Annotated in this window: 10 protein-coding genes; all 10 read right to left on the reverse strand. The window is 68.2% G+C overall.

All coding sequences use genetic code 11. The features are described from left to right. Positions 1–7: 7 nt before the first annotated feature. The gene (locus AC3DEZ_RS16795; RefSeq protein WP_488389246.1) at positions 8–1,066 is read right to left on the reverse strand and encodes an EpsG family protein; all 1,059 of its coding nucleotides are present in this window, start codon (positions 1,064–1,066) and stop codon (positions 8–10) included. Continuing rightward, on the reverse strand, positions 1,063–1,905 hold the full coding sequence (locus tag AC3DEZ_RS16800) for a glycosyltransferase family 2 protein (protein WP_488389247.1): 843 nt from the start codon (positions 1,903–1,905) through the stop codon (positions 1,063–1,065). The genes AC3DEZ_RS16795 and AC3DEZ_RS16800 overlap by 4 nt, the downstream gene beginning before the upstream one ends. Then, on the reverse strand, positions 1,902–3,050 hold the full coding sequence (locus AC3DEZ_RS16805) for a polysaccharide pyruvyl transferase family protein (protein ID WP_488389248.1): 1,149 nt from the start codon (positions 3,048–3,050) through the stop codon (positions 1,902–1,904). The genes AC3DEZ_RS16800 and AC3DEZ_RS16805 overlap by 4 nt, the downstream gene beginning before the upstream one ends. After that, on the reverse strand, positions 3,050–4,330 hold the full coding sequence (locus AC3DEZ_RS16810) for a lipopolysaccharide biosynthesis protein (protein ID WP_488389249.1): 1,281 nt from the start codon (positions 4,328–4,330) through the stop codon (positions 3,050–3,052). The genes AC3DEZ_RS16805 and AC3DEZ_RS16810 overlap by 1 nt, the downstream gene beginning before the upstream one ends. Before the next feature lie 17 nt (positions 4,331–4,347). After that, entirely contained in the window at positions 4,348–5,508 is a 1,161-nt protein-coding gene (locus AC3DEZ_RS16815; RefSeq protein ID WP_488389250.1) for a glycosyltransferase family 4 protein, read from the reverse strand. Between the two features lie 177 nt (positions 5,509–5,685). Beyond that, positions 5,686–6,882 (reverse strand): right-handed parallel beta-helix repeat-containing protein, encoded by a 1,197-nt coding sequence (locus tag AC3DEZ_RS16820; RefSeq protein ID WP_488389251.1) that lies wholly within the window; start codon positions 6,880–6,882, stop codon positions 5,686–5,688. A gap of 333 nt (positions 6,883–7,215) precedes the next feature. Further along, entirely contained in the window at positions 7,216–8,310 is a 1,095-nt protein-coding gene (locus tag AC3DEZ_RS16825; RefSeq protein ID WP_488389252.1) for a right-handed parallel beta-helix repeat-containing protein, read from the reverse strand. A gap of 2 nt (positions 8,311–8,312) precedes the next feature. Beyond that, positions 8,313–9,728: an asparagine synthase-related protein gene (locus AC3DEZ_RS16830; protein ID WP_488389253.1), complete on the reverse strand. Its 1,416-nt coding sequence runs from the start codon at positions 9,726–9,728 to the stop codon at positions 8,313–8,315. A gap of 21 nt (positions 9,729–9,749) precedes the next feature. Continuing rightward, a complete protein-coding gene (locus AC3DEZ_RS16835) occupies positions 9,750–12,011 on the reverse strand; it encodes a polysaccharide biosynthesis tyrosine autokinase (RefSeq protein WP_488389254.1) in 2,262 nt (753 codons plus the stop codon). A 43-nt stretch (positions 12,012–12,054) separates the two neighbouring features. Next, complete coding sequence (locus AC3DEZ_RS16840; RefSeq protein ID WP_488389255.1) at positions 12,055–14,355, reverse strand: UDP-N-acetylglucosamine 2-epimerase; 2,301 nt, start codon at positions 14,353–14,355, stop codon at positions 12,055–12,057. Positions 14,356–14,436: the final 81 nt, after the last annotated feature.

The raw sequence follows: 14,436 nt of genomic DNA on the forward strand, positions 1-14,436 counted from the left end.
CCTCCACTCATATGACGATTCCGCGACTGACGTAGACGTAGAACACCGCGCACGACGCCAGCAGCCCGACCCGGATCAGCAGCGGATTGCGCAACGGCGCGATCCGCGCGTGGCACAGCACCGCCGCCAGGATCATCGACACCGCCAGCCACGCCGGCAGCAGGTAGCGGTTGGAGAAGAAGCCCCAGCCGATGATGAAGAACGGCAGCGACATCACCAGGTAGACGGAGGTGCTGTCGAGGATGCGCTGGCGCCAGTTGGCCTGGATCAGCGGCGCCAGCAGGTGCGGCAGCAGATACCAGAAGATCGTGAACACCGCGAAGTCCACCCGCACGCCCGAGCGATACAGCGGATTGGCGGTGTATTCCATCACCACGTCGTAGAAGCCGGGCACGGCCATGCGCACCGCCAGCATCGACAGTCCGGACACGTAAGCCAGGAACGCGCCGGCGGCCAGCACCCGCAGCCAGCGCGTGCTCAGCAGCAGCGCGGGCGCGCAGACCAGGTACATCGCCGAGGACAGATGCAGACTGGCCGCCAGCGCGCCGGCCAGGAAGAACGCGCCCCACTGGCGCCGGTGGAACGCCAGCAGCGACACGAACACCAGCGGCGCCGCCAGTCCTTGCCGGATGGCGTTGATGGAGGCGTTGGTGAACATCGGCGAGACGAACAGCAGCATCAACGAGGCGCACAGCAGGGTCTGCCAGGTGACCGGGGTTTCCAGGTAGCGCTGGTAGCGCCGGACCGCCAGCGCCACGAGCACCAGCAACAACGCGAACAGCGTGAACTGGTAGCCGGGAACATCGAGACCGAACTGATAGAGCGCGTAGCTCAGATAGACGAAGCCGGGTTCAAGCCGGGTTTCCGGCATGCCCTGCACCAGGTTCTCGAAGAATCCGGCGTAGGTTTCGGTGTCGCTGCCGATATCGAGCGGGCGGGCGCCGACCAGCCAGCAGGCGAACAGGGCCACGCCGCCCAGCAGGATCAGGCCCAGCCACCAGCGCGCCACCGCCTCGCCCCGCCCACGTTGGCTGTCCTGCAGGGCGCGCGCGTGAACGGTGTTCACGAGGCCACTCCGGACTGGCGCGATCGCATCGCGAGCAGCAGGCGCCGTCGGGTGCGCCGGACGATGCCGATGCTGCGCGCGAACCAGTGTTCGGCCGGCGTGACCAGGCCCCGGCGCAGCAGTTCGTGCCGCACTTCGCGCCCGGCGCGATGCATGGCGTCGAGATCCGCGGTCAGGCCGCCCGCGCCATAGGTCGGCTTGTGCCAGTACGCGAGCACCTGGTTGAGTTTCGCGCAGCGGTAGCCGGAGAAACCGATCTCCGCCCACAGCAGGAAATCCTCGACCCGCCGGAACCGCTCGTTGAAGCGGAACGGCAGATCCCGGCGAAGCACCACCGACGCGGTCGGGAACGGATTGTTGAGCAGGAAGCGGCGGCGGCCGATCGCGGTGACGCGCACCGGCGGGCGCAACGGCACCGGTCCGGCCCCGCGCTCGCGAACCGCCATGCGATGCGCGATCAGGACCAGTCCGGGATCGGCTTCCAGCGCATCCATCTGCAGTTCCATCTTGCGCGGCACCCAGGTGTCATCGGCATCCAGGAACGCGATGTAGGGCTGGGTGGCATGCTCCCAGCCCAGGTTGCGCGCCCGCGAGGGCCCGCCGTTGACGGGAGCCGCCACCACCACCACCCAGCCGGGCGGATAGGCGGCGGCGACCGCGTGCAACGCATCGAGCGTGCCGTCGCCGCTGGCGTCATCGACCAGGATCACCTGCGCGGGAAGCCGCGTCTGCGCCGCCGCCGAGGCCACCGAGTCGGCGATGGTGTCCGCACAGCGATAGCAGGGAATCACCACGCTGACCGGCGCGCCGGCGGAATCCGGTGGAGGATGCGGTTTCATGCGTGTGCGTGCTCCAGCGCCCATGGCGCGCATTTGAATATGTCTTCCGCCCGATCGGCGTATACACCGGGTGAAGAGCATTCCAACCGGCGCTCGGCCAGCAAGGTACTGATCACGTCGCTGAACGGATGACCCTGCGCGGTGGTGATGCGGCGACGTTGCGGCAGACCGATGTCGTCGGCGAAGTCGCGGCATTTGCGGTGGTAATCGACGATCACGAACGGCACGCCGCACAGCCAGGCGACGATCGCGCCATGCAGGCGCGCGCTCACCATCACGTCGCAGCGGCCGATCGCGGCCACCATCGCCAGGGGATCCGGCTGGGTATAACGCCGCACCTCCACCGCGACGCCGCCGGCGCGCAGGCGCTGGGCCAGCGTTTCGGCCAGTTCGCCGTCGCCATGGCGGGGATGCTCGTTGAGGCTGAAGACATCCACCACCAGCCGCCGCGAACGCGCTTCAGCCAGCGTCGCCTCCACGAAGGCGTCCTCCCAGGCGCGCATCGCCGGCGCGGCATGCGCGCCACCTTCGGCGTAACGGCAAGGCGCCACGCCCACGCGAACGGGGGCTTCCGATGCCTGTTCCGCGCGCATCGGCATGGACACCAGCCGTGGCAGCAGCACGGCCAGGTCGCAGCCGGGATGCGCGAGCGCCGACAGGCCCATGCGCTGGATCCACTCGTGCGATCGGCGATCCCGGACCGAAATGTAGCTGAAGCGGTCGAGGAAAGAGGCCGATGCGGCTTCCTGCTGCTGGTTGGCGAACGGACCGATGGAAACGCCGATCGCCGCCAACTTCAATCCGCGGTGACGGCGCGCGGCCTGCATCATCGGCTTGCGGAACGACTCGCGCGCGGTGATCACCGAGCCGCCGCCCATCACCAGGACATCCGACCCGACCGTGGCGCTGGCGAAACTGAGCAATCGGCTGCCCTTGCCCAGCGCACCCATCGCGCCGTACCAGTCGCGCGGATAGAACGCCGGCACGGTGCTGACCCCGGCCATGCCAGCCAGCGGCGGGCCGACCAGTCGCGGCGCGGCGTTCCAGTAGCGCTCGGCCGCCCGCGTGCAGATCACGCCGAACAGATCGTCGCCGAAGTTGCGCATCCCGTAGTAACCGGTGAAAGCGATACGCGACCTTTCCATCAGTCCAGCTCCAATGCGTCGACCCGACGGGCACCGCGATACATGAGGCCGAGCAGCAGGGCTTCGGCGATGACGGTGGCGATGGCCGCGCCCATTTCGGCGAAGGCGGGAATCAGCGCCAGGTTGAGCAGCACCGCCGCCAGCGCGGCCAGCGCCATCGCGCCGACCCGGTAGCGCATGTGGCCCTCGGTGAGCAGTACCGAACCCACCGCGGTCGACAGGAAGCGCAAAGGTACGCACAGGGCCAGCAGTTGCAGCAACGGCACCACCGTGCGATAGCCGGCGCCGAACACCTGGGTCGCCAGCGGCGCGGCGAACGCCAGCACGACGCCGCCGACGATGCCGCTGGCGAGCATGGCGACGGTGCCCCAGCGGTAAGCCTGACGGAACCGGGGCCGATCGTGGACCGCCCAGCGATGCAGCTTGGACAGCAGGAACTTCTGGTACACGGTGGCCGGGAACAGATAGATCGCCGTCATCACCGCCAGGGCGATGCCGAAATGACCGGCCGCGGCATCGCCGGCCAGATACTTCAACAGCACCGTGCCGATCTGGAAGAACACCGGGTACAGCACCGCCGCCATGCCGTAGGGCCAGGCCTGCACGCACAGTTCGCGTACCCCGGGCAGCACCATCGGCAGGGTCGCGTCGTGCTTGGCGCCGTGCCCGCGCAGCGCCCAGCGGCCACGCGCCATCGCCCGCCATTGCGGCCAGGCGCCGAGCACGGCCAGCAATGCGATCGCGCTGTAGCCCAGCGCCACCATGTCCACCCGCATGCCCGACCATGCCAACGCGTACGCCGCCACCAGCAACCGTCCCAACGGCATCCACAGCTGCCACGCCGCGAGCGCGCCGTACCGCTCCTCCAATCGCAGCTTGCTGCCGATCTGCTCGACCGCCAGCAGCCCGACGATCACCGGGAGCAGCAGCCACAGCAACTCGCGCGTGCGCGCATCGACCGGCGGCCCCCACTCGGCCCAGGCGGCCACGCCGACCACCGCCAGCGTGGTGCTGGCGGCGATGAACCGCTCCGAGGCACGGCGCCAGCGCTCGCCTTGCCAGCCTTCGGTGCCGAACACCTTGAGCCGGAACTGCGACAGGCCGAAGCCGGCCAGCGGCGCGACCAGGGTGATGGTGGCCAGCGAGGAGGCGAACAGACCGTATTCGGCGGGACCGAAACGGCGCGCGAGCAACGTCTGGGTCGCGAACACGGCGACCGCGCCGAACGCGGTGGCGAACCACAGCAGGGACAGCGCACTCAGGGCGGGACGCAATGGCATGGGCAGGATCCGGTGCATCATCCGGCCATCGCTCCCTGCAACCGCAACGGCAGCAACTCGCCGTAGACCTCGCAGGTCTTGCGGATGACCACCCGCTCGTCGAAATCGCTGAGCGCACGGGCACGCGCGCGGGCACCGAGCCGCCGCAGCAGCTCGCGGTCATCGTCCAGACGCGCGATCACCTGTGCCAGCGACGCCGCGCTGCGGGGCTCCACATGCAGGCCGTCCTCGCCATCCCTGCTCACCACTTCCCGGCAGCCGGGAAGATTGGTGGTGACCAGCGCGATGCCGCAGGCGCCGGCTTCGATCAGGCTCTTCGGCACGCCTTCCCGGTAGTAGCTGGGCAACGCCATCACATCGACCGAGCGCAGCAGCGCGGGCATGTCCTCCACATGACCCAGCCACTCCAGCGTGCCCTGTGCCTGCCAGCCGCGCACGTCCTCGGCCGCCACCGAATGCGGATTTCCGGCATCGGGCGTTCCGGCCAGCAGGAACTGGATGTTCCGCCCCTGCGCCTTCAGCCGCGCGGCGGCGGCGGCGTACTCGTGGATACCTTTCTCGCGCAGCAGGCGCGCGGCCAGCAACACCCGCAACGGACGTTGCGCGGCGGCGTCGCCGTCACGCAACAGGAACCGGGTGAGGTCAACCCCGGAGCCGCGGATCAGGCGGATGTTGTGCGGCGGCGCCAGGCGGGCGTCGGCGAACGCCTGGGCATCGTCGGGGTTCTGCAGGATCACCCGCGAATGCTCGCCGCCGAGCGCACCGCGCATCAGCAGCGACACCAGCGGCCGCAGCATGCGCGCCTTGGCGCGGTCGCTGGAGAACACATAGCCAAGGCCGGTGACCGCGTTGACCACCGCGGGCACCCGGGCGGCGCGCGCGGCCAGCGCACCGTAAACGGCGCATTTGAGGGTGAAACTGTGCAGCAGGTCCGGTCGTTCCTCGCGCAACAGCTGCACCAGCCGCGCCAGGGTGCCGGCCTCGCGCCAGGGATTGAGGCTGGAACGCTGCATCGGCAACGGCCGCCAACGAATGCCATGCTGCTGGAAACGATCGCCGAAGTCGCCCGGCGGTGAAACCATCACCACCTCCATGCCCATGGAGCGGAGCTGCAGCGCGGTGGAAAGTCGGAAGTTGTAGAGGTACCAGTCTGTGTTTGCGAACAGGATGAACTTCATGCAGGCGCCGTAGGGGAAGCGTCGTGCCGATTCTAGAAAGTCGAGTCCGCAAAACCGTTCACGCGCTCACCACCAAATCGGCGGATTCCCCAATGGACGGGCAGAAAAAAGGCGGCCCGGGGGCCGCCTCTGCACGCGCTCGTCATCCTGCTGAGCGCCAGCTCACCTGCATGTCGACTACTTGGCGTAGCCGTTGCTGGTCACCCGGATGCCGTAGACGTCGCTGACCCGGGCCACGTGCGCGCCGTTGCCCTTGTTGCCGTCGATGAAGCCGGTCAGGTACACCAGTGGATGGACGGTCTTGTTGACGCCATGCAGGCGGGTGTTGTTGTTGCGCGAGATGTTGCCGCTGTACTGATAGTTCCGGGTTCCGCTGCCGAACATCATGCCGACCAGATAGTTGTGGCGGATGGTGTTCTGGGCGATGTAACCGCCTTCCGGGCCGATGGTCAGGATGCCGTGGCCGCCGTTGTACTCGATGGTGCAGCGCTTGATGGTGACGCCCTCGACCCGCTTGTACACCAGGATGCCGTTGCCGGCGTTGCCGCGGATATGACAGTTCTCGATGTGCACCGTGGTGGTGGTGCGCGAGTCGCCCGCATCCGGCTCGATGTCGATGCCGCAGGCCGGCGCGATGCCGTTGCAGTCGCTGAACTCGCTGTCGTAGACCTTCACGCCGGTCGCGCAGCCGATGGTCAGGCCCTGGCGGCGGTTGCCGGTGCAGACCACATTGGCGATGGCCACGTCGCTGCACGGAATGGTCGGCGCATTGGTGACCATCGCGCCGCCGATCGAGATGCCGTCGCCCCAGCACTTGGAAACGTGGATGTCGCGCACGGTGATCTTCGAGGAACCCCGGATCATGATGCCGTGGCCCCACTCGCCGGCCGTCCCCAGGTGGGTTTCGCGATCGCCGATGATCTGGCCGCCGGAAATCTCCACGTTGCTGACCTTGTAGGCCATCAGCACGTAGGCGCGTTCCTTGTTGTTCCGCTTGGCCCGCAGCCGGGCGCCATCCTGCAACAGCAGGTGCATGTTGCTGCGCAGGCGCACATTGCGGGTCGGGTCGATGACGTAGTCGCCCGCCGGCACCACCACCGTGCCGCCGGACGAGGGAAGCGCGTCGATGGCGTACTGGAACGCGGTGGTGTCATCGGTCGCGCCATCGCCACGGGCGCCCCAGTTGCGCACATTCAGGGTGGTGCCGCCGCGTTGGCGCGTGGGCGGCGAATAGACCGCGGCCAGCACTTTCGGGACTCCGGTGGCGTAGAGTGCCGCCGGCAGCGCCAGCAGCAAGGATTTGCGCAGAAACTCGCGCCGAGGCGTCCCTGCCTCGCGCACGTCGTGCACGAGTGCATTGTTTTTCACAGACATGACCCCTGAGGACCAAACGGTCCGTCACTGAAGGAAACACAAGGAAGTACCGTGGGTACCCGCGGCGGGTATGACTATAGGGCTTCACGTGGCGTCGTACAGACGCGGGATCCGTATCTGTGAGCATGCTCAAAAACCGCGTGGAGAATGATTCAGTTCTACGCGGAAATTCGCGTGTTTCCTCTACCGGATTCCATGGTCGAGTCCGCTTTCGTCGCGGTTTTCGCGCATGCCGGAATAGAGTGAACGCGGAGCGACGCGGGTTGCGGATGAATGATCGACACGACGGGAACGTCGCGACCTGCACCGCTCCCGAAGGCGTCTTTTTTTCTTTCAGCGACGGCCCGGACGGCTGCTGGATTCTATCCGGATGCCATCCGCGCCGCGGGCGACGTCCAGGTTCATCCAGCCGCGCTCGCCGCCCTCGCGCCGGCGCGCCGCGACGGCGCCGGAATTGCCGCCGATGCGGTTGTCGCGCAGGTGGAAGTCGCGGCTGGCGGCGCGGACGGTGATCCCGCGCAGGCCATTGCCGCGGATCTCGTTGCCCTCGATGACGCCCCCCTGCGCGGCGCGCAGATGGATGCCATCGCCGCGATTGTCCAGGATCCGGCAGCGGCGGATGGTGACGGCGTGGACACGCTCGTAGAGCTGGATGCCGGCGCCATGGTTGTTCTGCGCCAGGCAATCCTCGATGAGGATGTCGCGGGCATCACCACCGGGATCGGGCTCGATGTCGATGCCGCAGCCGGGCAGCACGCCGCCGGTGTCCAGGAATGAACACCGCAGCACCCGCACATGGCGCGAACGGCCAATGGTCAGGCCCTGCCGGCGGTTGCCCTGGCAGACCACGTTCCGGATGACCACGTCGCGACTCGGCAGCGGCGCCTGCCCGGCAATGCCCGAAAGCCCGCCGACGGAGATGCCGTCGCCCCAGCAACGGGTGATGTGCAGATCATGCAGGTCGATACGCGCGCTCCCGCGCACCATCACCCCGTGCCCCCACTCGCCGGTGGTGTCCAGATGGCGCTCGCGGTCGCCGATGACGCGCCCGCCGGAAACCTCGACGTCCTCCACCCGCTGCAACAGCAGGACGTACGCGCGCGGCGCCGCATTGCTCATCGCGACCAGCCGGCAATCCGGGTCCATCGACAGGTGCATGCGGCTGCGCAGGCGCACGCTGCGCAGCGGATTGATCAGGTAGTTGCCCGCCGGCACCCGCACCGTGCCGCCCTCCTCCGGCAATGCGTCGATCGCGGCCTGGAACGCCCGGGTATCGTCCTGGCGTCCGTCGCCGCGGGCGCCGAATTCCCGCACGTCGAGGCTGGCGCCGCCACGCGCCGGCGATTTCGCAACGCCCGGCCACGGCGCCATGGCGAGCAGGCTTCCCGCCAGCAGGCCGCGCAGGCAGCGGCGTCTGTGGCGGTCCACCGTCAGGCGGCTTCCTCGTGCGCGGCCGGCACGGCGGCGGCACCACGCGCGGCCAGCCACGGCAGCACGATCGCGAGCAGATAGAACTTGGATGCGTGGTACTTGTTGTCCAGACGACGCCGGTTGCGCTCCAGCCACGGCGCCGCGCCGGGGAGCAGATCCGCGAGGCCGCGCGCGAAGTCGTGGACCTGGTCGAACCGCTGCGCCGCCAGGCCGCACAGATCGAAACGGAAGCTGCCCTTGCGCTGCACGTACGGCAGTTCCGCGAAACGGGTGGCGATATGGCGCCGGATCAGCATCTTGTTGACGCCGGTCTCCGGATCGACCTTCTGACGGCGCGGCACCTCGCGGTGGATCCATTCGCGCAGTTCGTGATCGCAGAACGGATAGGCCGCGTCCAGGCCCAGGGCGTGCGCGGTGTACAGGCCCTTGGCGAACGCGCCGGCCGAGCCGGCGATCGACATCGACATGTCGCGCCATTCCCATTCGCTGGTGGCGGTGGCGATCTCCTCCTGGAACAGACTCATCCGCGCCCGCGATCGCCGTGAAATGGGGTGCCCGAACAGCGCGTCCACTTCCGCATCGCTGAAGCGCGATCCCGGGAACACCCGCTCGATCGGCGTCATCTGCAGGGTGCCCAGCAGGAAACAGGCCTCGAAACTGCGATCCACCCCCGGCAACGCGGTGAGATCCAGCGGCAGCCGCACGTCGCGCGCCAGCTTGCCCAGCACCTGGTGCTGCCGATCGACCGGCGTTCCGAAATAGCTGTCCGCGCCCAGGCCGTCGATCACGCCGTCGCCGCCGCGCGCCCGCACCTCGGTGCCGAGATCGGCGTAGGACAGCAAGGCGAAATCCGCGGTGAGCAACGGCATCCGCCCGGCCAGCGCCAGATAGCGGTCGTAGGCGCGACCGGGATCGCAGACCAGCGATTCGTGCCGCAGGCCCAGCCGCCGCGCCACCTGCCGCGCCGATTCCACCTCGTTTTCCTCGCGGCCGCCCAAATAAGTGATGCAGGTGGCATCGGGACGGGCGTCGGCCAGGGCGATGGCCAGGGTGGTCGAATCCTTGCCGCCGCTCTGCAGCAGCCAGGGAGACGCCATCGACGCGCACGAATGGGTGGTCGCCTCGCACAGCTTGCGATGGTAGACGGCGATCCAGTCCTGCGGATGGCTGGCCACCTCCGGCACCTCGCCGGCATTGCGGAACTTGAAGCGGAAGCTCGGCGCCGTATGCATGTCCTGCTCCGGCGAGAAGCCGAACGTGACCAGCTTGATGCCTTCATAGATCGAATGCGGCGGATAGACGAACGCGTTGCGCAGCAGGTCCGCCACCGAGACCGGATCGATGCGCTGCGCCGGCGCCTCCGCCAGCGGGGAGAAGTCGGGTTTCCCGTAATAGGGGGACATGGTGATCTGCATGGCGCGTCCTTGTGTGTGGGATCAGCGGGAACCGGCGGTGCGCGGCGCGGGCAGGTACTCGTAGTACGTATAGGCGTACTGCCCTGCCCCGCGTTTCTCGACACCATTGAAGATGGCGCCCTTCACCTCGACGCCGTTCTGCTCGAGACGCTGCTTGGCCAGGGCGATCTCGCGCTGCTGGTTCAGGCCCCAGCGCACCACCATCAGGCAGGTGCCGGCGTGCTGGCCGATCACGGCCGCGTCGGTCACCGCCAGCACCGGCGGGGTATCGATCAACACGATGTCGTAGTCGTGGGCGACATCCTTCAGCAACGCGGTGAAGTTCTCGTGCATCAGCAGTTCGGACGGATTGGACGGAATCGCGCCACGGGAGATGAACGACAGATTGTCCGCGCCGGCCACCCGGCGGACGGCGTCCTCCAGTTCTATGCGCCCCATGATCAGATCCGACAGTCCTCCTTCCCAGCGCACGCCGACCGCGTCATGCAAGGTGCCGCGACGCATGTCGGCATCGATCAGCAGCACCCGCTGGCCGGTCTGGGCGATGGTCACCGCCAGGTTGGCGCAGACGAAGGTCTTGCCGACGCCGGGGCTCGGCGCGGAGATCATCAGCAGGTTGTTGCGGGTCTTCATCCGCGCGAAATGCAGGCTCGTGCGCAGCGTGCGCAATGCCTCCATCGCCAGATCGGAGGGTGCGCTCAGGGCCAGCAGGCGCTGGCGCCGTTCGCGCCGGCGGTTGCCGGTGCGCTGGGTCAGTTCGCGCCCCTTCTCGCTGAAGGGAATCGATGCGTACACCGGCAGGCCCAGCAGTTCGATGTCGACCGGATCCTCGACGCCGCGGCGGAACAGCTGGCGCATCAACACGAAGGCGATCATCAGCACCGCGCCCAGCGCGGTGCCGGCCGCCAGCACCGGCAGCGGCTTGGGCCAGGCCGGGCTGTTGAGATTGACCGCCGCCGGATCGATGACCCGGGCGTTGCCCACGGCGCTGGCGCGGGCGATGTTCAGCTGCTGCGCCTGGTCCAGCAGGTTGGCGTAGGTCTGGTTGGTGACCTCGACGTCACGGTTCAGCCGGAACAGGCCCTGCTGGGTGTCCGGCAGGTTGTGGATCTTCCCCTGCAACGCCGCGCGTTCGCCTTCGAACTGGCCGATCTGCTTCTGCAGGGTCTGGTAGGTGGGATGCGAGGGCGTGTAACGGTTGGCGACCTCGGTCATCTGGATGCGCAACTGCTGGATGCTCGAATCCAGTGCGATGGTCTGGTCGAGCAGCGCACGGTTCTGCACCGCGACGTCCAGGGTCTGGGTGCGCGACTGGAAATTCCGCAACGCGGCCTGCGCCTTGTCCAGTTCCTCGCGCACGTTGGGCAGTTGCTCGGTCACGAACTTCAGCCGGCTGGCCGCCTCGGCGGAGGTCCGGGCGACGTTCTGGTGCACGTATTCGCGGGTGACCTCGTCCAGCACGCCGCGGGCGCGCTCGGGATCCGCGTTGGCGTAGGTCAGCGCGATGACGCCGGAGTTGCGTCCCTGTTCGGTGGCGGTGATGTCCTGCTTGAGCGCGGCCATCACCGTGGACGGGTCGCGCCGGGTCACGTCGAAGCGCATGCCCGGGTTGGCCACCAGGCGCTGTACCTGCAGGGCGATGCCGGCACCCTGTGCCAGCGCGCCGGCGCGACCGCGCAGCAGCACCTCGCCCCCCGGCGATGCCAGCAGATACTGGCCGTTCGCGCCGGCGATCAGTTGCAGGCGCGCGCCGATCAGTTCACGCGGCACTTCCATGCGGCCGATGTCCAGCACTTCACCGCCCCAGCCGTAACGGTTCAGGCCGAGCCATGGCGCAGCCAGCGTGCCGGGATGGGATTTCTGGTGGCGGCGGGCGATGAAGTCGCCCAGCAGCGGAAGCCGCGCCGGCTGCACGTCCACGTCCAGGTCGAGCCGGGTCATGGCTTCGCCGATCACGCGACGCGAGGTCAGCAGCTGCACCTCGGTCGCGCCGGGCGAGGTCGAAATCGGTGGCGGCCCCTGCATGGCCGCGTTGGGATTCACGCCGGGCGGGATCGCGGGACGGTTCTCCACCTGGACCACCGCGTTGGCCTCGTAGGTGGGCGTGACCACCGCCACGTACAGCAGGCTGGCGAGGAAGAACGTCGCGGTGCCGAACAGGATGAGGCGCTTGTTCTCGTTGAGTGTCGCCACCAGGGTCGGCAGGTCGACGTCGCCCTCGCGCGGGGCGGGCGTCAATTCGGGACCGGGCGGAAACGTTCGGGTGATGAGTTGAGTGGCCATGGGGGAAGTCACCTCGTTGCCATAGGGAATACACGCACGCCGATCAGGAGGCTTCGCGCACGCCGTAGGCGTAGCGGATGTCGTCGGCTTCGCGGGGTTGAGATTCGTGGTTGCCGGAGCGCAGGCGGACCAATGCATCCGGGACGTCGCCGCCGGGCAGACCGTCGCGCGCGCTGGTGGTGGTCACCGTGGTCAGCGATTGGTAAATGGCGGGCTCGCTGAGCAGGGTAAGCACGCGGCCGGCGATGGCCAGCGCGGTGGTACCGATGGCGATGCCGTCGCGATCCGGCGTATCGCACACGCGCAGGACCGGCTTGCCCGGCAGTTGCCCGGGGAAGGCGCTGCCCTGCCCCGCCAGCACCAGCTGTGCGCGCTCCAGCAGGTACAGCCACGCCAGATAGTCGGACAGTTCCAGCATGTGCACGTTGCCGAAAGCGTGCAGCGCTCCGGATGCCTCATGCGCCTCGGCCGCCTCGCGCGGCCAGACGATATCCACGTCGGGACGGCGGCGGGCGATCATCTCCAGCGCTTCCACCAATGGCGCGGCATCGGCGCGATCGGCCGTGCAGGCGACCATCAGCAGCGGGCTGTCCTCGCGCAGGAACGGAAAGCGCCACGCGATTCCATGGCCCAGACGCGGTTCCGCGCGCAGGGTGTCCAGACCGGTCCGCAGGCTTTCGGCGACGATGCCGTCCTGCACCAGCACCCGCTCTTCCGGCACCCCTTCGAGCTGCAGGCGCTGGCCGGCGTCCTCGCTGGCGGCCACGTGCAGCGCCGCCAGCGACTGCACGATCCGGCGGCTGGCCTCGTTCGGCCAGTGGGACGGCGTGGCCACGCTCGCGTCGCCATCCACGCAGACCACCGGCACGTCGTCGGCATGCGCGGCCAGGCTGAGGGCGAACGTCGCCGGGCCATTGCCGGGCACCAGCACGACATCCGGGCGCAGTTGGTCGAGCAGTTCGCGCACGCCGTTGACCAGCGCGTCGGTGCCGTCGTCGCCGGCCAGGCGTTCCTGGGCTTCCAGTCCGAACAGGCGAAGCGCCGCTTCGCCGTCGGTGCCGGGCACCTCGGCCAGACAGACGCTGGTCTGGAAACGGATGTCATCGGCCAGGCGCTGCGCGATCGGCGCCACGCCCATCGCTTCCGGGGTGGCCGCGACCACGCACAGGGCACGCAGAGGCTCGTTGCCGTCGGCGTCCCGCGCGACCGGATACGGTTCGTGATCCTCGCCGCTGGCGCTCGTGGGCATGGACCGCACCGCGGCGCGCGACGGGACGAACCGGGCCACGCCGGTGGAGGGCCGCCAGCGGAAGCCGCGCTTGCGCAGTTCCAGCAGGCGCGGCAATCCCACCACGTACATCACGGTGGCGGCGATGAAGCACAACAGGTTGAGCAGATCCGGCACCGCCCGCAGCACATAGCCCAGCAACGCCAATCCCATGCCGGCGGAGACCATCAGCGCCAGGGTGGCGCGCGAGGAGAAACCGTCATCCATCAACAGGTGATGCAGGTGCTGGCGGTCGGCGCCGAACGGCGAACGCCCCACCCGCATGCGCCGGTACATCACCGCCAGCGTATCCATCACCGGCAATGCCACGCACCACAGCACGTCCACCGGCGCGAGCCGGCCGACCCGCGAATGGCTCAGGTAGATCAGGCTCCACCCCAGCAGGAAGCCGATGGCCATGCTGCCGGCGTCGCCCATGAAGATCTTGCGGCCATCCGGCCAGCCAAGGTTGGCGAAGATATAGGGAATCAGCGCGGCGAACAGGACCTGCAGCATCAGCATGGCCCCCACCGCGGTCCAGCCGGCGCGGTCGTACATCAACACGGAGCCGATGCAGACCAGCGCCACGGACGCGGCCAGACCGTCGATGCCATCCAGCATGTTGAAGGCGTTGATGAGCCCGATGACCGCGAAGATCGTCAGCGGCATGCCCCAGATGCCGAGGCGGATGTCACCCGGAAGCAATCCTCCCAGGTTGTCGATGTAGTAGCCCGTGCTCAGGATCACCAGCGCGACGATCGCCGATTCGATCAGCAACCTGGATTGCACCGTCAGATGGACCACATCGTCGGCCACGCCCATCGCCACGATCAGCGCGGCCCCCATCATCACGCTCATGACGAAGCGATCGATGAATCCGAGGTAGGCCAGTCCCACCAGCAGCCCGATGAAGAAGCAGATGCCGCCGATCAGCGGCACGCGCCCGTTGTGCTGCTTGCGGGTATCGGGACGGTCTACCAGCCCTACCCGCCGCGCCCAGGGTCGCATCGAGAAGATGGCGAACAATGTCACCGCCAGCGCTATCGCACTGGCGGCGATGATCCTCGGATGCTCCATCCAAAATTCCTCATTGTGTCCGTGATGGCCATCCTGTCCAACCGGTCGTCCCTGGCAAAACCACTGTTCCACATGACGCGC

The organism is Pseudoxanthomonas sp. 134C1, assembly GCF_057773065.1.

Coding starts and splice junctions, on each gene's coding strand:
- AC3DEZ_RS16815 (WP_488389250.1), bottom strand. CDS start 5,508: ATGAAGTTCATCCTGTTCGCAAACACAGACTGGTACCTCTACAACTTC.
- AC3DEZ_RS16830 (WP_488389253.1), bottom strand. CDS start 9,728: ATGCAGATCACCATGTCCCCCTATTACGGGAAACCCGACTTCTCCCCG.
- AC3DEZ_RS16820 (WP_488389251.1), bottom strand. CDS start 6,882: ATGTCTGTGAAAAACAATGCACTCGTGCACGACGTGCGCGAGGCAGGG.
- AC3DEZ_RS16840 (WP_488389255.1), bottom strand. CDS start 14,355: ATGGAGCATCCGAGGATCATCGCCGCCAGTGCGATAGCGCTGGCGGTG.
- AC3DEZ_RS16810 (WP_488389249.1), bottom strand. CDS start 4,330: ATGCCATTGCGTCCCGCCCTGAGTGCGCTGTCCCTGCTGTGGTTCGCC.
- AC3DEZ_RS16835 (WP_488389254.1), bottom strand. CDS start 12,011: ATGGCCACTCAACTCATCACCCGAACGTTTCCGCCCGGTCCCGAATTG.
- AC3DEZ_RS16800 (WP_488389247.1), bottom strand. CDS start 1,905: ATGAAACCGCATCCTCCACCGGATTCCGCCGGCGCGCCGGTCAGCGTG.
- AC3DEZ_RS16805 (WP_488389248.1), bottom strand. CDS start 3,050: ATGGAAAGGTCGCGTATCGCTTTCACCGGTTACTACGGGATGCGCAAC.